Origin of the sequence: Brevundimonas vesicularis (assembly GCF_014204545.1) — a bacterium.
Classification (GTDB): Bacteria; Pseudomonadota; Alphaproteobacteria; order Caulobacterales; family Caulobacteraceae; genus Brevundimonas; species Brevundimonas vesicularis_B.
Window position 1 is genome coordinate 1 of sequence record NZ_JACHLJ010000009.1, and the last position, 19,687, is coordinate 19,687.

A 19,687-nucleotide genomic window follows, 5' to 3' on the forward strand; every position below is an offset into this window, starting at 1 on the left:
GAAGGTGACCGTGCTTACCGGGCCTCAGGGCAGCGGCAAGAGCACGGTGATGCGGGAGGAGGCCATGGCCCAGCCCGGCCTCTACCTGTTCGCCGCCCCCACCCACGAACTGATCGACGAGCAGACTGCCGCCTTCAAGGCAGAAAAGCGCGGCCTGAAGCTGTGGCCCGTCCATTCCAAAACAGGCGGCAAGGGCAAGGTCGAGGAGCGCCTTGAACACGCGCGTTCAGAGATCGTGCGCGAAGGCCACCGTCACGCCGTGATCCTGACGACTCACGACGCGATGATGGGCAGCGATCTGTCCCTCTTCGCAGGATGGCATGCTCGGATCGACGAGGCGCCCGCTGCGGTTCAGGCTGGCTCGTTTAACATCAGCGAGGTTCGTGCGGCTTTGAAGGAGCGGTTCGCTCTGCACACCAAGCCCGGCCACGACTGGGCATCACTGACCCTGAAGGGGAACAAGCCAAGCTGGAAGCGGCTTCAGGGGAGCCTCGCCGCAAGCGATCTCGTCGAGTTCTACAAACAGGCCGCCAACCCGGCACGGGTCTTTGTGCGAACCCCGAACTGGGATGCGCTCGACGACATCGACTGGTTCTCGATGTGGACGCCGCTGGAACTCGCCGGTTTCGCTTCTGTGCAGATCGCCGGGTCCAGCTACACCCGCAGTGTGGGCTACCTCGGAGCACAGGCTCTCTATGAAGACCTGTTGGAATTCGATGAGCGCGAGGTGCCGGTCGTCCGCAAAGGTCAGCCGTCGATCAGCATTCATTACTTCACCGAAGAACATCGCGGCTCGACGGCCTTCTGGGGGAAGTCCGAAGGGCGGCTTCAGATCAAACACGTCTGCGACTATCTGGCGAAGACGTTGCCCAAGGCGTCGTTCTGGTCGGGCAACACAGTGGTCCAGCATCTCATGGAGCACCGGATCAAAGGCGAACTCATCGCGGCGAGCGCGGCGGGTCTGAACAAGCACCGCAGAAAACAGCACTGCGCCATCATCTTTAGCGGCAAGGCGACGAAGGCCGACCGGGGCATGATGAAGGTCTTTGGCCTGACCGACGACCACATCGAGCGCGCCCGCGAGGACGAATTAATCCGACAGTTCGCCATGCGCGGCGCCATCCGCGATCCGACCTTCGACGACGCCTATGACATCTACGTCTACGAGAAGGTTCAGGCCGAACGGCTGAAGGAGCACTTCGAGGAATTGCACTTCGACACCGTTGAACTGATCCCGGTAACGGACGCGGGGCTGATGACGGTGCGCCGGAAGTCAGACGGTCCTACGGAACAAGAACAAGAAGCCAAGAAGGCCGACGTGAACAAGAAGGCGGCGGATCGACAGCGCGCGAAACGTGCGGCTGCGGCGAAGGCGGCCGGGCGTGAGGTCGGTCAGCCGGGTAACCCAAATCTGAAGGCTAAGTCCAAGGATCGCACCAAATGAACAAGCCGCGCTCCATGCGCTCGCCGGATGTTCGGGCGGCCAGACGCGCCATGCTCGACCTGCCCCATATCAAACCGCTGTCTGACTTCGCGGCTGATCTGCGTGTCCGACACGGCGTCGAAGTGCCCGAGTTCGATCCACTCGACGGGGGGGTCAACGCACGCGTCCTGTTCCTGTTCGAAAAGCCGGGGCCGATGACTTCCGATCTCAAAGCAGGACGGGTCGGATCGGGATTCATCAGCCGGGACAATGACGATCCCTCCGCTGAAGCCACGTTCAACTTCATGGCCGACGCTGGAATCCCACGGGAGGATACCGTGACGTGGAATGTCATTCCCGGCTGGAACGGCACCCGGAAGATCACCGGGACGGAACTTCGCCAAGGCGTAGCGGAGGCTCGCAATCTGCTCGCTCTTCTGCCTCGCGCCCGAACGGTCGTGCTCGTAGGAAGGAAGGCGGCAAGGGCTTACGCATTGTTTGAAGATGCGGGGTTTTCCGTCTTCGAGTCGCGCCATCCTTCGCCGCTCGTTAAGGCACGGCGGCCAGATGAGTGGGCAGGTATCCCTCAACGATGGGCTGAAGCCTACGCCTCCGTCATCGCCCAATCTGGTTGACGGGTTCGGCTTCCATGAGACGCTCGAACCTCCACAGCAAATGGAGGTCGCTTGTCGCCGCACGAACAATCGTTGCGATGCCTCGCCGTCCGCGTCGTTCTCGACGCGGGCGAGATCGACGGCATCGAACTGGAAACTTTCCTGAATGAGGTCGCTGGACCACATCAGTGGCTGAGCACGACCGAATGGCTGTTCGTCGATCCGCCCTCTGAGGCGGACGACTGGCCGACCGTGCCAGTCGTGATGCCCGAAGAGGTCGCGGTTCGTGCGATCCTCGAAGACCTCACCGGTGATCCGCCACGCATCCTGTTCGATCATGCGACCACTCCTGCTGAGACGCGCAAATGGCGATGGGTGGCGTTTCAGGTCGCGCCGAACCCGCAGGGCCAAGGTCGGTTTCCTTGGGAGCGCTTCAATGCTTGAGGGCGGACTGTTGGGATGGGCGACCGACCAGTTGATCAAGCTGGACGATCAGGCTCCCGGTCTCATCGCTCGTGTGCTCACTGCCGCACCGAAGCGTCGTCAGGCAATCTTCGCAGTTCTGGCGGCACATGACCTAAAGGGCGGTGTTTTCGGAATCGACCACGACCTGTTTCCGGCACCGCTCGCCGAGGTCATCCGTCACGGTCGCGCCAGCGACATCCTGCGCCACGCCTTCAGTCAAGTGCCCGAAGGCTTCTCTGGTCTTCTCGAACGCATTGGAGAGCGTCCGCTCGCCCGACCGCAGGACTACATGCTGCTCCACGGCATCGCAGCGGGCGATAGCTCCGTAGGCATCGAGGCTTTGCGCGATGGTAGGATCACCGGCCGGAAGCTGGCCGTGTATTCCGCATTGGACGAACGCTGGCGACACGCCAACACGTTGGGCCGTATCGACACGCCCGGCGACGCCCTGACCTTCAACCGAGCCGTCGATTTCGTTCAGACTGTCTCCGCCCGCGCGACTGACGAGGTGGTAGCGACTGCCATCGCGGCGATGCGGCCAACATCGACCCTTGCGCGGTTGCTTGACCGGCTGCTGCGCCGCGCAGATCGCCTTCCAGACCATCCGATCACCGCTGGCGACAACGAACTTCGGCCGCTCGCCTCGATGCGCGACCTGCTGGAAGCTGGACGGAAATACCGAAACTGCCTCGCTCACCGGCTGGCCGATGTAGCGGCGGGAAAGATGGCCATGGGTGAGTTTCGCGGAGAATGCCTTGTGGAGTTCCGGCCCCTGACCCAAGGGACGGGCTGGCTGCTGCGCGATGTCCACATCGAGCGAAACCGGCCCGTTCCTCTGGCATTGATCGCGGAGGTGGAGGCGAAATGCGACCAGATGGGCATCCACCGGATCGATGATGCGGGCGACAGCGGCTGGAAGAGCTACCGCCGCTTCACCGCCGAGTTGGAATGGGGATGATCGGGGGTAGCTGAACTCGGTTCCTTTTTCGGCGCCCCTTCGGCATGGTGCTCACGACATGCCTTCGTCGATTCACACAAACCGGTCAGCACTTCAGGCCGTTCAAGCCGTGAACTCGGCGGGCCGCGACCTCAAGGCCGCGCAGAACCGAATTTCTACCGGCTTCAAAGTCGGCGGCGCGAAGGACAACGGCGCAATTTTCGCCGTTGCTTCCGCGATGCGGGCTGAGTCTGGCGGTTGGGGCGTTGTGGCGACGGGACTGAATCGCGTCCAATCCATTACCGACGTCGCCCTGATGGGCGCAGAGCGCATCAGCGAACTGCTTGGAGAACTCCAGCAGCACGCTGTAGCCCTCAACGACTCGCTTTCCGCCACCGCCCGGCAAGCGGTGATCGATCAGATGACCGGGATGATCGCCGAGATCGACAGGATCGCTCGCTCGACCGAGTTCGACGGGATCAACCTCTTAACCGGCAGGCCGACCACGGTCACGACCACGACCACCACCTATGGGTTGCCCTCGACCCCGCTTTCGCAGCCCGCCTTTCCGCAAATGGCCGCTCTGCCGCCGGGGTCATTCTCCTCGACGACAAGCTCCGTGAGCTACTCGCTCCCGGTTTCCCCACTCACACCGCCAACCTTCGACGCGGCGGTCGCATCGATCTCTGGCTCGAACAGTCAAACGGTCGTCGCGGATGCCGGAGCGACGGCCGGGCGCGTGAGTCTGCTGCTCGATGCTTATGGTGCGCCTGACGTCGTGGAGATTTGGCAGGATGGCGTGCGGGTCGCAGCTTCGGGTCAGCCTTACGCACCAAACGGCGATCCCGTCACAGCCGGAACGGCGGTGACGGGGCCAAACATCCTAAGCTTCGACTATGATCCGGCGAAGGGGCAGGCCCTCGAATTTCGGTTCAATGAAGGACTGAGCGTCACTGGCACCGCATGGACGGTGGGTGGTCTAATCCTTCAAGACCCCAGCGAACCGCCCCCTGCGGCGATCCAGACGTCCACCCCGACCGGAACTCTGCAAACGACAGCAGCTTTCGATCCGCCGCTGGCGTCTGCAAACCCCGAGCAGGTCGCCGTCGCCTTGGATGAGAAGCCGAGCGGCGTAGCGACTTCTTATGGCTTTTCGGCTGGCGCCGTAGCCGGTCGCATCGACATAGTGTTCGACGCCTTCGACATCCCTGACACAGTTGAAGTCTGGCAGGGCGGCGCCCGTATCGCCGCTTCAGGACGGACCTATACTTCCGGCGGCGCGGCCGTTGGTTCGGGCGTGCCGGTCATGGGTCAGAACGTCATCTCGTTCGACTACGATCCAGCCAAGGGACCGTTAGATGTGCGCTTCAACAACGCGGGCGCCGATAGCGATAGCGCGTGGGTCGTAGGAGCCATATCGCTCAGTCCATTCGGCTCGCCCATGACGACGGCGAGCGCGGTTGCCTCGTCCTTCCAGTCGGCGGGATTCGGTCCCCTCAATCTTGATGTGTTCACCACGCCTTCTGGGGAGACCATGCGGGTGTCCTCACGTGATCTCACAGCCAGCGGTCTGGGTCTCGATCCAATGGACTTCACTGACCCGAAAGTGACGCTCGGCCGAGTTAAGAACGCTCTCAATCGGGCCACCGAATCATCCGCCTACTTCGGCAATCGCAACATCTCCCTCGGGCGCGCTGCGCTTTTTGCCGTCAAGTCCCGTGATGCGCTCGACGCGGGCATCGGGAACCTCGTGGACGCCGACCTCGCAAAGGAATCCGCCAAGCTCCAAGCGGCGCAGATCAGACAGGAGTTGGCGACACAAACGCTCTCTATCGCCAATGGCCAACCACAGTGGCTTCTCAGCCTGTTCAGGCCGGATTGAGCTACGGTCGCATTCGGAGTTCGTGTTGGGTGACCTTGCGAGCCTCTCTTCAGCCGCGAATGATCGCACCGATTTTTACGTCTGCTTCCGTCGCGGTATGAGCAACCATATCCCATTGCTACTTGAACGGCATGAGCTTGGCGATAGCGCTGGCTATCGGCAGATCGGCCTCTGGCGGTCAAAACGGCCCCACTTGAGAGCCGCCCCGCTCTGGACCATTGCGCAGTTGATCTCGACCCCCGCCTCGTTGTCACAGATCGCGGTGACACGATTGTAGCTGGTCCCTGTTTTGACGCATCTCAGCGTCTGACCTGCTGCAAGGTCGCGTAGGGTATCCCGCGCCCGTTGGGCTGAGGCCGCCGGACAGGGATGCCCCGACGAGCATGTCCCGTCGCTCTCGCGCGCGGCGACAGCGTGGAGGCGAATGCGGATGCCGTCCGCGCAGCGAAGCGTGTCGCCATCGGTGATGCTCGCGACGCGGCAGGAGAGGTCGTAGAGCGACGCTTCACGAGGATAGCCAAGGATGCCGGGATCGAACCCCGAGGGCCTTCTGACACCCACAACGTCGCAGCAAACGCGAGGACGAAGACGGCCGCCACGGTCAAGGTGAACCGTCTGCCCCCCGTAATGGTGGACGGGCGTCGCTTCTTTGATGACGTTCGGTAGCGGTAGGCGGCTCGCGACATGGGAGCACCATGCCAGTCCTGAACTAACGAGCGGTTGCAGGCGTAATGCGTGGCTGCGGGCTGCTTAGAGCAAGCCAGCCCTGTGCATCTTTTCTGCAATCGCTGCGATGGATGTTGGCTCCGAGGGTGTCGGCTCGGGACTGATCGTCGGCGCACCGTTCCACGCCAGTTCGTAGCGGCGAACGTGCCACTTCATCCCGTCTTCAGTTGCCGCCGATATAGCCAGTTCAGCATCGGCTTCTGAAAGATGGACGCTATCTACATAGGCGTAGTAGCCATCGCCGAATACCGTCTCGTAGCTATCTTCTTTGAGAACTGCCCAAATGACCGTGGGGCCTGCTCGGAGGGCTTCGTAGAGAGCCTGACGGCAATATGTCGGCTGTTCAACATCAGCCTATGCGGGCGACGGCGGCGCCGGTCTCACCAGCACTGATCGAGGTCGGCTTTGTCAGCAGTTTGGCGAGGCGCGACCGCATACGTTCACGCCGAGCCACATAGAACTCCATGAACTCCGCCGCCGACAAGGGCACGACACCGAGATCGTGACGGTCCATCACGGCCTGTCGCTGGACCGGATCGCCGTAGGTCGTCGCCATCCATGCATCCGGCAGGGCATCGTTTTTCGCGACGTTCAGGAGACCTTCCAGAAGCTGAAGGTTCGCCAGCCGATCACGCGCGTTGACACATTCCTCAACCTGATATGCCTCCAAACCAGCCTTTTCCAGCGCCCGGCGATTGAGTCGGCTCTTCGGGAAGAAGTGATCGACGTGATGGTGCTGACGGACGTCGATGAAGGGATAAAGAATGGACAGAAGGGGGAACATCCGCCGGTCGCCATATTCCATATCGAGTAGGTCTTCGATCTCCTCTGGCCCGAATGCCAAGGACTTCCCGCGTGCAGCCAGAACCTGCTCCAGCCTGTCGGCCGGGAAGACATCGTGGTGATCTCGGATCACATCGCGCAATGCCGTGAGCAGGGTGTCCAGACCGCTGCCCCAGATGCCTGACAACTTCAGAAGGGAACGGACCAACCAGCTTCGGATCGCTTCACGGTCGGTGGCGAAGTTGGGATGGTTCAGCCAGTTGTCAGGAACCGGCTTACGATAGAGGTAATAGGCAATCGGGAGGAGCGCGCTGTCCGCGCGCAAGTTCTTCGAACTCAGGCCGAAGGACGCGGCCAACTCTACGGCGAGCACCAGCGCTCGGCGAACATCGGGCCAAATCTTCTCCAGCGTCGCCATGTTGGCACGGTTGAAGTTCTCAACCTTGAAGCCGACGCTGGCGATGTCGCCCAGCATCAGACCTGCCTTGAGAACGAAATCCTTGGAGAAGTTGAATCCCTCACCCACCCGGTTCAACTCGTCTACGAGGCCATGAATCTCCTGACGGGCGTCGAGCACCGACCACTGGGCAACAGCGACGCTGAGGAGCAAGTCGGAATAGGACAGGACGGTCCCCCCCCGAGTTCATGCGGATGAAAATCCGCAGCACTCGATCAAGCTCCTGACTTCTCTCGGTGTAGTGGGTCAGGTTGCGGGCGGTGTGGACCACCTCATAGAGGCGATGCAGGGTGTCGCTGGCTCGGTTGAACAGTTCACTTTCGCCTCCGAGACCGACCTCCTGAAAGCGGCCGAACAGCCATTGAGAGAGGCGGCCGACATTCGTCACGGCAAGAATGTCGGGGACGGGATACCAGAGGCTTTCGGCGTCCGCCTTGGCCTTTTCGAGTTCGAGGAAGCGGAAGCGATAGGCTTCTCCCTCCTCATCCTCGCCTTTCGCAGCCAGTAGATCGACGTGGAGAACCCGCTTGGGAAAGGCGTTGGCGTTGCTCCAGCGCTTATTAGGCTCCTTGATCGCCATCGATCCGCGAAGACCGATATTCAAGGCCGTCAGGCGCTGCTGACCGTCGAGGACTGCGGTCAGTTCACGGTTCGGCAGCGCGCCCAGTTCTGGGCAGTGGGCCGCGTCCCGCTCGTGGTAGTTCTGGACGAACCCATAGAACTTGAACTGTCCGCTCTTCTCCGGCTCGACCTTCCAGAAAAGGAACGTGCCGAAGGGGTAGCCCTGCATCAGGCTGTCGAATAGCCGACAAATCTGTTCCGGCTTCCAGACGAACTCGCGCTGGATGGCGGGCAAGACGTAGAGGTTCTTGCTGACGTCTTCGAGCGCGTCTTTGATACTCAGCCCAGAATTATACATGCTGCCCCGCTCCCTTACTCTCTCAGTCTTTGTCGCGAACGACGCCCGTCGTCCACGCCATGCCGTGGGTCTGTCCCCGCGAGTCCCACTCGACGCCTTTGCAGTCGGCTCGACTTTGGATGATCAGAGCGCAGCGTCTGCGGCCCGCCTCCTGATCATCGCTCAGCGGACGGATACCCGTGATCGTCCCCCCAAAGTGCGAGGGCTGGCTCTTGGTGGTGTGCAGCATGGCTTCGCCGCCCTGAAGGGCGTCAATGTCATCGTTCGACAAAAGCCACGCTTCGCTCTCGTAAGTCGCGGTCGTCTTGTCGATGCATCGCAAGCCTTCGTTCGCCTTGCACAGCAGATGGATTTTCGCGCCCATCAAATATCCCCCTCGTTCGCAGATGCGGGCGTCAGTCGCCCGGCCAGTTCTTTTTCCGCCCGCCTCACCACATCGGCCGCCATCTCCGGTTCCGCGATCAACCAGCGCAGGTAATCGGCTGGAGCGAGGGACCAATCCTTCCCCCGGTAGCGGCCGAACGGGATTCTATCCAGCCGTCGCGGGGCATGGGTCGCGGCAGCGAGGTCATCCACTGAGCAGGTCTGGAGCAGATCGATCAATAGGTGAGCCGTCACCCACGCATCCGGCGCTGCGCGGTGCGGCGGCATCGCGAGAGCGGGATCGAGGTCGAGACCGCGCCAATAGCGCAGCACCTGATTGGAGTGTCCGGGCGCGTCTGGCCATGCGTGGCGCGCGCCCTTCACTGTGCATATCCAGCGAGTGTCACCTGTCACGGCAGCGCCAATGTGTGCGCTCTCGAACGCGACGTTGTGAGCGACCATATAGTCGGCTGCGCCGCCGCCTTGGAGGAAGTCGATGAGTTGCCGGTCGTCACAGCAGGGCAGGCTGGCATCGAAGTGAGAAGGCGTTAGGTGGTGGATCGCCATCGCATGGAAGGTGATCGCCCCGTTGGGGCGAAACAGCCGCGACCGGGGCGGCTCTGCTCGCCATACGCCGTCCGTCTGAACGACATCGACAGCCGCGATCTCGATAATCTCGGATGGCGAACCGCCACTGGTTTCGATGTCGATGACCCTAAGACGCATTTCCCCTCCGCGCACGACGTCAGCTTGCCGTAAGCGCCTGATGCGTCAGATTTGGTCGCATGGGCGAGATTAACCGTCCTCGCTCAACTCATACCGCCCCCGCAGGTCCGCATCGGGCGCCCGCACGAACTGCGACAACAGCCCGTCCAGCGTCGCGTTCGGCTGCACCGCGTCGTCGGGCACAAGCGCATAGCGCCATGGTTTGTCGCCGTGCTTCTTCGCGTGATGCTCGGTTGCGATAAAGCACCACAGAGAGGCGGCATCGGCTTTTCGGCGGACATCCACGTCGTCCATGTCGGACTTCCGCTTCGTCTCGATGATCAGCCGTTCGGTCTTCGTCTCGACCACGAAGTCGGGCTGGTAGGCGGCGCCCTCGCTGTCGAAAATCTTGAACTGGTTGGGGCCGGGCTTCATCCAGAGTTCGACCGTGGGATCGCGCTCCAGAAGCACGGCCATCTTCCGCTCGGTGTCGGAATCGAACTTGGCCTGCGCGTAGCAGGCGCGAGGTCCGAAGCCGGTGAAGATGAACCGCTTGATGTCGATCAGGCGCTCCGGCGCGTTCTTGAAGTCGCGCACGGGGTCCTTGCCCGACCCGTCGAACGCCTGTGGCTTCAGTTCGCTGAACGCCGCGTTCACAGTCACTCGGTAGGTCGTAGCTGTGTGCTTCATGTGGAGACGCATCTGGGCAAGCATCGCCTCGGCCATCGCTTTGCTGCGCCCTTGGAGGACGTTGCGGACATCTTCCTCGTTCGGGAGATATGAGCGCAGGTGAGCCACCACTTGCCCTGCCAGATCGTAAAGCAGCGCCGAATGGGCGTCGTAGTCGATCTCGTCGAAGTCGATCAGTTTGGCGACCAGATAGTCCTCCAGCAGCGAGGGTGTCTCGCCCCCTTCTTCGCTGCTGATGACGGTCTGTTTCTCGGTGCGGAGCACCTGCACCAGAAGCTCCCGCGAGAGCGGCTGGTAGTTCCAGCTACCGACATCGAGGGTGAAAGGCTGGAAGCCGAATGAGACCTCAACTGTTGGCTTAACGATCAACTGTGGGATGGCGATGGTCTTGGCCACGAAGGCGGCGCAGAACTCCTTGACCACGGCCTCGGCGCGCTCCTCGGTCAGCTCGGAGAACAGGCCGCTCTTGCTGCGCTGGATGGCCAAGGCGTCGGCGACGATGCGCTTCACCACCTTGTCGTCGTTCAAGTCCTTGATGGTCGCGACCTGCTTCTTGATAGTCGGCAGGACGTCCGTCAGCACCGTCTGGGCCAGAGCCAACTCCTCTTCCTTCTCGAAGGTGAAGGCGGGCGCGGGCGGTTCGGAGACGCCATGCGGCTTGGCTTCAAGAGCGAACTCGGTCGCCACGTCGTCCTCGGGCGGACGCACGACCGGCTTCAGCATTTGCTCGATCACTGAAGGTGCCTCGACCATCACCGGCTTTGAAGCCGAGATGTCGCCGCCTTCGCCGATCCTCACCTGCTTCAGCGAATGAATGACGCCATCGGCGTCCTTGGCCTTCTCGATGAGGTCGTTGAAGCGGTCGTGGGCGATGACCGTCAGGGTGTCCACGGCATCGACGCCGGTGCGCTTCCCGTAGGGAAGACGCAGCCCCCGGCCGAGGGTCTGCTCGGTCAGGATATCGGAGGCTGAAGCTCGCAGCGGCACGATGGTGAAGAGGTTGGAGACATCCCAACCTTCCTTCAGCTTGTTGACGTGGATCACAATGTCCGTGTCGCCGCTCTTCTCGATGTTGAGCAGCCGCTGGGCGTTCTCGTCGCTTTCCTCACCGGTCAGCTTGGAATGGATTTCCGCGACCCGGCCCTTGTAGCGGCCCTCGAAGAACCCATCGGACTCGACGAACTCGCGCACGCGGCGGGCGTGGTCGGTGTCCTGTGTCACCACCAGCATAAACGGATGCACCAGCGGCTTCTCGTTCTGTTTGGCGTAGGTCGCAAGCTGGACCTTCACATGCTCGTGGTAGTGGATGCCGTCTTCGAGCTTGATGCGCTCCAACGTGTCCTCATCGACGGACTTCGGGTCGAAGTTCGCGCGGGTGCCGACCGCCGGTTCCTTGACGTAGCCATCCGCCATCGCGGCGGGCAGATCGTAGCGATAGACGACGTTCTTGAACGCGGCCGACTTGACGCCGACGCTCTTGGGCGTGGCAGTGACCTCCAGCCCGAGGATTGGCTTCAGTTCGGCGATGGCCTTCGCGCCAGCCGAGCCGCGATAGCGGTGGGCCTCGTCCATCAGCAGGACCAGATCGTCGAGGCCCGCCAGATAGCTGAAGTAGCTCTCGCCGATATATTCTTGAAGCCGCTTGATGCGGGGAAGCTGGCCCTTCCGCTGCGACGAAGTGGTGTCGGCGTTGATCTTCGAGATGTTGAAGATGTTGATGATGGCCGCTTCCTGCCCCAGCAGGTCGGCGCCGCGCACGCCCCGGCCTTCCTCATAGTTCTCGGCATTGACAATCAGCGGCGGCTGGTGCGCGAACGCCTCGACACCCTTGAAGACATACTTGGGACTGGACGGCTGGAAGTCGGCAAGAAGCTTCTCATAGATCGTCAAGTTCGGCGCCAGCACGAAGAAGTTGCGGCTCTTGCCGATCATGAACAGGTAGCTGACGAAGGCCCCCATCAGGCGGGTCTTGCCCACGCCGGTCGCCAAGGCGAAGCAGACACTGGGGAAGTCCCGTTCGAAGTCCTCGAAGTAGGCGTCGTCCAGATCGCCATAGGCGGCGCGGATCGCTTCGCGTGCGGCGTCGATGTCCGTCTCCTTGGACGGCGCGATCAGGTCCACGATGTCGGCGAGCCGGTGCAGAGATTCCGACTGCGGCTTTCGCAGCGACAGGCGCTGATTGATCTGGGTCTCGGCCCGCTTGAGATCGACGACGGGAGCGCTCACGCCCCCGCCTCCTCGTCGCCGTTGAACAGGCCGGGCTGGTTCGGATTACCGGCCGACTTCCGGCGCGGCGCCTCATCCGCCGCCTCATCCGGCTCGTCCTCGATCAGCGGCAGCGCTTCGATCTTCAGCGAGTAGTCGTCCTTGCCCCATTCGCAGCGGTCAAGGATCGCGCCCGGAATCTTGCGGATGGTCAGATTGCCGAAGACGTCGGCGTTGCCGCCTTGGAACGCCTTGCAGCAGATCAGCAGGGTCTGCTCCGGCCCAACCTCATCGGAGATGGCGGCAAGCTGCTCGTGCGTGAGGCTGTTCGTCGTGACGTAGATGAAGTCCGTCTCGGACGAGTGACCGTGCATCCAGTAGTGCTCGGCCGAGGGGGCGTAGGTGAAGCCGAAGTGCTTGCACATGGCCTCGGCCAGCATCTCGGCGTTGTAGGACTTGGAGATCACCCAGTTGCCGAATTGGTCCTTCTCCAGCAGCGACGGCGCGAGCTTATAGTAGCGATAGCCGCCGCCGCCCCTCCACGCGACAGCCTCTGTGATCCCGCCGGAATCTTCACCGTCGATGACCTTCTTCAGGCGTGGGACGATGTGCGTTTCACAATGATCGCCGAGTTCGACCATGATCCAACGGCGGCCCATCTTGTGAGCCACTGCGCCCGTCGTGCCCGATCCGGCGAAGCTGTCGAGCACGAGATCACCGGGGTCCGTGGCGATTTGCAATAGCCTACTGACCAGCTTTTCCGGCTTGGGCGTTGGGAACGGGTCAGTGGGGTTAAGACCGAGAACCTCACGCTTGGCGTCTTGAGTGTGACCTACCTCTGCATGAAGCCACAGCGTCGTGGGCACTCTTCCACCGCTCTTCATTTCCGCCAAAAATTTCTTCAGTCGCGGCGTAGAGTTTTTTCCATCCTTTCCCCAGTATACTCGACCTTCAAGCACATTTCTTTCGTGCGTTTCAGGTTCAAACGCCCAAACGCGGCTTCTTTTTGGAAGAATTTTCTCACCCGTGTTCGGGTTTGTGACCGTATAGTAGAGATTCGGTCGCTCGTCAGCGCTTTTCGCACATGTATAGTTATCTGACATCCACGGGCCTCTTGGGTCGCCGTCCGGGTTCTTGTATAGAGAATTTTGCTCCTCGGTTCTTTCAAGCTTGTTTGGACGCCAAATATCCTTGTTTTTTGCATAGACGAGGATGTGGTCATGCACATCGCTGAACCAGATTGCGTCATTGGCGGGCGCATACTTCTTTTGCCAAACGACATTGGCGACGAAGTTCGACCGACCGAACACCTCGTCCATGACGACCTTAAGATAGTGCGCCTCATTGTCGTCGATAGAGACCCAGATCGACCCGTCTTCGGAGAGCAACGTCCGCAAGGCGAAGAGCCGCTCTCTCATGAGACTTAGCCATAGGCTGTGCTCAACGCCGTCATCGTAATGCGTGAACGCCGAACCGGTGTTGTAGGGAGGGTCGATAAAGATGCACTTCACACTCCCAGCATGCGTGGCCTCCAGCGCCTTCAAGCCGAGGAGGTTGTCTCCACGGACGAGAATATTGTCGAAGTAATCTCCATCGCGTCGCGCTGTGGCATGATGGGAGAGACGCTCTTCCTCAATCAGGATGCGCGGCTCCAATCGAGGCCGGTTTTGCTTCCCGATCCACGTCAGTTCGAGCTTGGTCTTGGCGGCCATCAGGCAAGGCTCCATCGGATCGTGAACAGGGTCGTCATCTCCGGGGTCAGGTTCAGCTTCTCGGCGATCTCGTCGAGCATGCGCTCGCGCTCGTCGTCGATCTCCTTCAGCCGGGTGTAAAGCTGGTGCTGGAGGTCGTCGGCCTGACGCTTCAGGGCCGACGCTTCGCGCTGTAGCTCGACCTTCTCCTGAAGGTTCTGCACCGCACGGGCCAACTTCTTCTTCTCGTTGGCTTCCTTGGTCAGCGCCTTGATCTGCTGGTCGTAGGAGACCCGTGCGTCGTCCCGCCAGTTGTCGAGCCGCTCCTCCTCCTCGTTGAGGAAGTCGCCCAAACGCTCCTGCGCCCGGCCGACGATCTCGGTTTGGCCCTGCTCCAGAACGGCCGTGAGATCGGCCTCGGGTGCGACCTCGGGCGCGTCGCCGATGACGCGACCGGGCACGCCCAGCATGCGCTCGGCCGTCTCGGGGTGGACCGGCTCGCCATCATCGGTGAAGGCGGCGCAGATCAGTTCGTCGAATGCGCGAGCGGGAGTGTTCAACTTCAGCCGCGCCACCCGCATCCAGCCGCTGCGTCCCCGGAGGCCCGCGACATCGGCCAGATTGCCGTCGTAGGCGCCGTAGTCGAAGGCGACCTGCGCGGGCGCAAGCTCTCGGCTGTGGGCGCGCTCGACCAGTTGATCGGCCAAGCCCTCATCGGCCAGCCGGAAGAAGCGCCAGCCTCTCTCGTCCGCCTCGGGCCATTCGGTGGAATAGGTCTCGCCGTCGTAGTCGAAGCGCTCGACATGATCATCGTGGAAGCGGGCTTCCGGCAGTTCGGCGCGAGCGAGGTTCAGCAGGGCGCGGCGGAACTCGTCCAGCGACGCCGCGACCTCGCCCTTGCGGTCGATCAGGCGCGAGATGACCTTATCGTCCATCTCGGCCAGCAGTTTGTTCCGGGCCTCGGTCTTGGCTTCGTCGATCTCGACGCTGAACTCCTCCTGAAGCCGGTCGAAGGCTTCGTTGATCTCCTCGTTCGTGCGGCAGGACTGCACGATGTCGAGGATGCGCCGCTCGATATCGACCCCGGACTCGATGGCGCCCAGCACCTCGTCCGACGAACCGAAGACGCCTTCGAAGAGCCGGAACTTCTGATCCAGAAGCTGGACGATCCGGGCCTCGGCTTGGTTCTTCCGGTTCATGAAGTTGATGACGGTGACGTCGATCTTCTGACCGTAGCGATGGCAGCGGCCAATGCGCTGCTCCACCCGCTGCGGGTTCCAAGGCAGGTCGTAGTTGATCAGCAGCGAGCAGAACTGAAGGTTGATGCCCTCGGCGCCCGACTCCGTGGCGATGAGGATCGTCCGGTCGTTTCGGAAGGCGTCCACGATGGCCGCCTTCATGTCGGCGGTCTTGGAACCCGAGACGACATCGGTGCCCCGGTGCTTCTCCAGCCACGCCTTGTAGATGGCGTTGCTGTCCTTGTCCGAGTTCGAGCCGTTGAGGACGACGGTCTGGCTCTCGAACCCGCTGCGCTCCAGCAGTTCGCGGAGATAGGTCTGGGTGCGGACGGACTCGGTGAAGATCACGGCCTTCCGCTGGCCGCCCTTGGCGACGATCTCCTCCAGCACGCCCGGCAGGCAATCCAGCAGGGCCTTGCCTTTGGCGTTGGTCTGGATCGAGGCCGCCAGATCACGATAGCGGGCCAGTTCCTCGATCTCGGCCTTCAGGACTTCGGGATCGATGTCCTCGATGGCATCGTCGGTCTCGTCCTCCAGCGCTTCGGCCTCGCGGGCGTCGCCATCCTCGCGCCATTCCTCGGCGGTTTCCTCGACACCATCGATGTCGTCGAGCGCATCCTCGTTTACCGCCAGCTTCCGCTCCAGCCGGTTGACCATCTTGTCCAGCGTCGCGGCCACGGCGAAGGACGAGGAGCCGAGAATTTTCCGCAGGACCAGCGTGACGAGGTGGCGACCGTTCTGCCCGACCGCCAGCGTGTCATCGCGCCGGAGGTAGTCGGACATGTGCTCGTAGAGGTCCGTCTCCAGCTTGTCGGGCGTAAAGTCGAACGTCTTGGGCAGACGGTTGGTGTAATTGATAAGGCCCGCTTTTTGGACCTGACGGCGCAGGGTGCGCTTGCAGATCGGCTCCAGTCGCCGGGCCAGCAGGGCTTGGGACGCCTTGTCCTCGCGCCCGCCGAACTCGGCCCTGAAGGCTTGCTCCGAGCCGAAGTAAGTCTCGTCGATGATGGTGACGAGGCCATATAGCTCCATCAGATTGTTCTGAAGCGGCGTGGCGGTGAGCAGCAGCTTCTGACGCCCGGCCAGCGCGTCGCGCAGCACGGCCGCCCGCGAAGTCTCAATGGCCCGATAGACGTTCCGCAGCTTGTGCGCTTCGTCGAAGACCACGAGGTTCCACGGGATGCCGCGAAGCTGGTCGGCGATCCGCGCGGCGTATTCATAGGACAGAATGACGATGCCCTCGCCGCGCCCCAGCGGGTTCGGTTTACCGACCTTGGCGAGGTCTTTGACCCGCTTGGCGTCGAGGATCACCGAGGGCAGCGAGAACTTCTCGCGCAGTTCGGTCGCCCACTGTTTCCGCAGCGAGGCGGGCACGATCAGCAGCAGGTCACGTTGCCGCTCCCACCAGCGCTGGGACAGCACCAAGGCCGCTTCGATTGTCTTGCCCAGCCCCACCTCATCGGCCAGCAGCACGCCCTTGGACAGCGGCGACCGCAGCGCGAACATCGCCGCATCGACTTGGTGCGGGTTCAGGTCCACGCGCGCAGACGACAGCGATTGCGTCAGCCCTTCGCCCTCATCCAGCCCCTCGCGGGTCAGGAAGTGCGCGAAATATTTAGCCTGATGCGGCGTATAGGTCGGCGCGGCGCTCATGTTTCCCCGGCGTGATCCGGGTCGTTAGCGACAGCTACCGGCGCACACCAGTCACTCGAATCGCGGCCGTCCCCCGGCTGATTGTCTGGGGCGATGTTCGACGCTGTAGGCTTTGGGATCAACCAGAAATACCGATGCCCGGTAGCCCGTGCGACCGCATTTGACGGCCCCCGGATAAATACCGGTATGGACATCTACCACCACTTCCTTGAGCGCGGCCTCACCGACTCCCAGCGGCATTTCAGCAGCGCATGGCTCGGCCGCGCCGAGAACTACCTGTGCCTTCGCGCCGGTCGGGGGCCATCCGCCGACGCGCTTGTCGAACTCTTCCAAACCCTCGTGGGGGAGGGGAAGCTGGTGCTGGCGGCGCGGGTCGGGTGGGCAGTGCTCTGGCTTAAGCCGGGGGCGCGGCGGTGATCGCCGCTCCCTCCATTAGTTCAGCCTTCCCCCATGCTCGAAAAAGCGGTCCACGCAGCCGTTGATGATTTTCAGTCCGCCGACCTCGATGGCCGCCGCGTTCGCGGCACGGCGTCTCTGGATGACTGATCGGCATTTCCGCCAGTCATGAAGACCAAGGACGGCCGCGATCTCGCTGTCCTCTGGTAGGGCGTGGGTCAGGTCGTCGCGATGGGTGATCAGACCGGCCGCCATCAAACGGGGAGCGATGTAGTCCATTCGGAACAGATCGCCGATGTGGCCCTCCAGCCTTCGGACCCTTCTGACGGTGCCGATGGAATAGCCGGTGGCCTCGGCGATCTCGGCGGTTGTGCCGTCAGCGTTCAGGATTTCGACGATGCGCGTCGTGTTGAGGTTCTTGCCGCGCTTACGGGGGTGCATAGAGTGGGTTCCTTGTCGTCGGGTCATGAACAGAAGAGTTGCGTGAGCACGGCGGCGTGCACCTGATCCGGCTCGAAGCGAAGGACGAAGTAGGCGGCGTCCTCGTCATGGGTCGGAAGAACGCTGAGAATGCGCGGTTGCAAACCGTTCAGATCGAGATACGCCTTCATTTCGCAAACGGCCTCCCGCGTGAGACCTTTGCTCGGAAAGCGAGCGTCGGATGGTCTGAACTGGAAATCCGTCAAATCCGACTCGTGGCCCTCATGGTTGATCGGCCATCCCCCTTTGGCTGGACCCCATTGGTATTCGAGGACATACGCGATCACTTGGCGGCCTCCGACCGGGCGACTTGAAACGCCTTGGCTTCGGTTTGGAGATATCCGACGCGCGGCTCTCGGCGTGCGCGTGTCCCACTCGCGCCTCTGGGCTGAGGATGAAGCCGATCCAGTTCAGCCCGGATCAGCCAAATCCAGCGTCGGTGCGCCTTGGCGTTCGCTTTCGCGCGCCTGACCTTGGCTGTCGGTGACATCGTGGCGAATGCGGCCAGCGCGCCCGAAGCCTTCTTCATACCGTCGTCGAGCCGCTGCCTGACCTGCTCCGGCGTGAGACGACGCAGACGCGAGGCCGTCCATTCCTGCACCGCTCTCGGGTCGGTGCGATGCGGCCGATATCCCGAGGTGAAGGCGTCGAGGGGCTTGCCCTTAATCCATGAGGCGCGAGCCATCAGATCGCCTCCACCAGCTTGGCGACGACCTCGACCTGATGGTGGGACTTTCGCAGATCGCGGATGAACCGGGCCATGGCGTTGGCGGCCTGTCGGGGGTGAACGGCGCGCTGGGCCTCGGCGAACATCTGGGTGCCGAGCCGGAACTGAACTTGCCAGCGGTGGGTCCACTCGCCGCGCTGCGCCGCCGCTTCCCACTCCCTGATCGTCACCCACGCCTTGTGGGCGGGCGCCGACTGGGTGCCCTTGGGAATAACCAGCCCTTTCAGCGCATCGTATCGCGCCCGCGCCGCATCCGCCTCGGCGGGTGTGTAGCTCTGGCTCTTGCGCCGGGCGGCGATCTCGACCTCACGCACCTCCGCGTCTTCGAGGAACTCGGCGCTGGGATCGATGTCGGCCAGCAGCATCTTGGCGAGGACGCGGGCGCCTTCACTGTCGAACACGATGACCGTGCGGTCGAACCGTTCGATGAAGGGGTCAAACGCCTCCTTCGTCAGTTCGATCTGGTGATCCGCCAACAGGCGGGCCGCCGCCGTGGTGCATTCGCTCTTTATCGTTAGGCCGAACATTCTCTGTTCTCCATCCGCCGCGACGTTGCGGCGTGCGGAAGAAGACAGAGACCGAGGGGAGCGGATACGAAGGCAAACTCACCAGTTGCCAACTGATGCAATAGTTGGCGGATTACCTCTGCAACCTCACGATCCCGAGCTTGGCCAAGCGGTCTATGCCGAGGCCGACCCCGTTATCCGTTCCGGGGATGCCGTGGTTGCGGCCGTTCTGACGCTCGACATCGTTCCATTTGTAGACTTTGTCGATAAGGTCGGCTCGTTTGAATGACTGCCCCGGAGTCTGCTGGGCGGTCAGATGCTTCCCGAACTCAATCTGCCAACGGGGCTGAAAGCCCTCGGGTTTGCCGCCACGCCGTCTCACCACTTCTGCCTGAAGGTCGGTGAAGCGATCCCAGAGTTCGGCCTCGGCCAAAGACAAAAGGACTTCAGCTCTCGCAATCTCTCCCCCTGCGAGAACTAACATCGAGGCCGTCGCCTTCTCCGCCCCAACACGCTGGGCCGCGGCCAGTTGAGCGAGCATCGCCTCCAGCGCGCCTTGAGCGGCTTCGAGTTTTTTGGTGGTTCTCGGAGAAAGATCATCACCCGATGAGGCCGCCGCGGCTGTCGTCAGCAGTCCGACTATCCGCCCCAGCAGGTCTGGCGCCGTCACCAGCGCGGAAACATCGATATCCGTCTTTTCCAGTATGCTCCCTACACGCCAGAGCAACCATTCCATTTGGGCCGCGACGGCGCCGTCCCAGTCCTCCGCGTCCATCGCCAAAGCAAGCCGCTCAAAAGCCTCTGCCGCCGAACGATCCAACAGACTG

Annotated in this window: 18 protein-coding genes; 6 read left to right on the forward strand and 12 right to left on the reverse strand. The window is 62.2% G+C overall.

All coding sequences use genetic code 11. The annotated features are described in order from the left end of the window. The 5 genes from HNP47_RS15970 to HNP47_RS16630 form a co-directional block, all read left to right on the forward strand. The coding region (locus HNP47_RS15970; RefSeq protein ID WP_221415189.1) for a hypothetical protein at positions 1-1,444 on the forward strand (1,444 nt) is incomplete at its 5' end. Further along, on the forward strand, positions 1,441-2,058 hold the full coding sequence (locus HNP47_RS15975; RefSeq protein WP_184280350.1) for a uracil-DNA glycosylase: 618 nt from the start codon (positions 1,441-1,443) through the stop codon (positions 2,056-2,058). The genes HNP47_RS15970 and HNP47_RS15975, both read left to right, overlap by 4 nt. A 51-nt stretch (positions 2,059-2,109) precedes the next feature. Then, positions 2,110-2,481 carry a hypothetical protein gene (locus tag HNP47_RS15980; protein WP_184280351.1) on the forward strand — a complete coding sequence of 124 codons (372 nt, stop codon included), beginning with the start codon at positions 2,110-2,112 and terminating at the stop codon, positions 2,479-2,481. Next, positions 2,474-3,460: a hypothetical protein gene (locus HNP47_RS15985; protein WP_184280352.1), complete on the forward strand. Its 987-nt coding sequence runs from the start codon at positions 2,474-2,476 to the stop codon at positions 3,458-3,460. The genes HNP47_RS15980 and HNP47_RS15985 overlap by 8 nt, the downstream gene beginning before the upstream one ends. 58 nt (positions 3,461-3,518) lie before the next feature. Continuing rightward, on the forward strand, positions 3,519-5,321 hold the full coding sequence (locus HNP47_RS16630) for a flagellin (RefSeq protein ID WP_184280353.1): 1,803 nt from the start codon (positions 3,519-3,521) through the stop codon (positions 5,319-5,321). Positions 5,322-6,396: 1,075 nt separating this feature from the next. Here the strand turns inward: HNP47_RS16630 and HNP47_RS16200 are convergent. From HNP47_RS16200 to HNP47_RS16020, 7 genes are all read right to left on the reverse strand, one after another. Further along, entirely contained in the window at positions 6,397-7,407 is a 1,011-nt protein-coding gene (locus tag HNP47_RS16200) for a hypothetical protein (protein WP_221415190.1), read from the reverse strand. Continuing rightward, entirely contained in the window at positions 7,349-8,206 is an 858-nt protein-coding gene (locus HNP47_RS16205) for a DUF262 domain-containing protein (protein ID WP_221415191.1), read from the reverse strand. Before HNP47_RS16205 ends, HNP47_RS16200 begins: the two co-directional genes overlap by 59 nt. Positions 8,207-8,228: 22 nt before the next feature. Then, the gene (locus tag HNP47_RS16000) at positions 8,229-8,570 is read right to left on the reverse strand and encodes a hypothetical protein (RefSeq protein WP_184280354.1); all 342 of its coding nucleotides are present in this window, start codon (positions 8,568-8,570) and stop codon (positions 8,229-8,231) included. Further along, complete coding sequence (locus HNP47_RS16005) at positions 8,570-9,295, reverse strand: exonuclease domain-containing protein (protein WP_184280355.1); 726 nt, start codon at positions 9,293-9,295, stop codon at positions 8,570-8,572. The genes HNP47_RS16000 and HNP47_RS16005 overlap by 1 nt, the downstream gene beginning before the upstream one ends. A gap of 69 nt (positions 9,296-9,364) precedes the next feature. Next, complete coding sequence (locus HNP47_RS16010; RefSeq protein WP_184280356.1) at positions 9,365-12,190, reverse strand: DEAD/DEAH box helicase family protein; 2,826 nt, start codon at positions 12,188-12,190, stop codon at positions 9,365-9,367. Beyond that, positions 12,187-13,881: a site-specific DNA-methyltransferase gene (locus tag HNP47_RS16015; protein ID WP_184280357.1), complete on the reverse strand. Its 1,695-nt coding sequence runs from the start codon at positions 13,879-13,881 to the stop codon at positions 12,187-12,189. The genes HNP47_RS16010 and HNP47_RS16015 overlap by 4 nt, the downstream gene beginning before the upstream one ends. Then, positions 13,881-16,751, reverse strand: coding sequence for an SNF2-related protein (locus HNP47_RS16020; protein ID WP_184280358.1), 2,871 nt, complete (start codon positions 16,749-16,751; stop codon positions 13,881-13,883). Before HNP47_RS16020 ends, HNP47_RS16015 begins: the two co-directional genes overlap by 1 nt. A gap of 186 nt (positions 16,752-16,937) precedes the next feature. Here HNP47_RS16020 and HNP47_RS16025 point away from each other — a divergent pair, with 186 nt between their 5' ends. Next, the gene (locus HNP47_RS16025; protein ID WP_184280359.1) at positions 16,938-17,168 is read left to right on the forward strand and encodes a DUF6626 family protein; all 231 of its coding nucleotides are present in this window, start codon (positions 16,938-16,940) and stop codon (positions 17,166-17,168) included. Between the two features lie 15 nt (positions 17,169-17,183). Here HNP47_RS16025 and HNP47_RS16030 read toward each other — a convergent pair whose 3' ends face one another. The 5 genes from HNP47_RS16030 to HNP47_RS16050 form a co-directional block, all read right to left on the reverse strand. Continuing rightward, positions 17,184-17,588: an AsnC family protein gene (locus HNP47_RS16030; protein ID WP_184280360.1), complete on the reverse strand. Its 405-nt coding sequence runs from the start codon at positions 17,586-17,588 to the stop codon at positions 17,184-17,186. Positions 17,589-17,611: 23 nt separating this feature from the next. After that, a complete protein-coding gene (locus tag HNP47_RS16035) occupies positions 17,612-17,914 on the reverse strand; it encodes a hypothetical protein (RefSeq protein ID WP_184280361.1) in 303 nt (100 codons plus the stop codon). Beyond that, positions 17,911-18,312 (reverse strand): hypothetical protein, encoded by a 402-nt coding sequence (locus tag HNP47_RS16040; protein ID WP_184280362.1) that lies wholly within the window; start codon positions 18,310-18,312, stop codon positions 17,911-17,913. The genes HNP47_RS16035 and HNP47_RS16040 overlap by 4 nt, the downstream gene beginning before the upstream one ends. Then, positions 18,312-18,881 (reverse strand): hypothetical protein, encoded by a 570-nt coding sequence (locus tag HNP47_RS16045; protein ID WP_184280363.1) that lies wholly within the window; start codon positions 18,879-18,881, stop codon positions 18,312-18,314. Before HNP47_RS16045 ends, HNP47_RS16040 begins: the two co-directional genes overlap by 1 nt. Positions 18,882-18,993: 112 nt before the next feature. Beyond that, a partial coding sequence (locus HNP47_RS16050; RefSeq protein WP_184280364.1) for a hypothetical protein occupies positions 18,994-19,687 on the reverse strand: 694 nt, incomplete at its 5' end.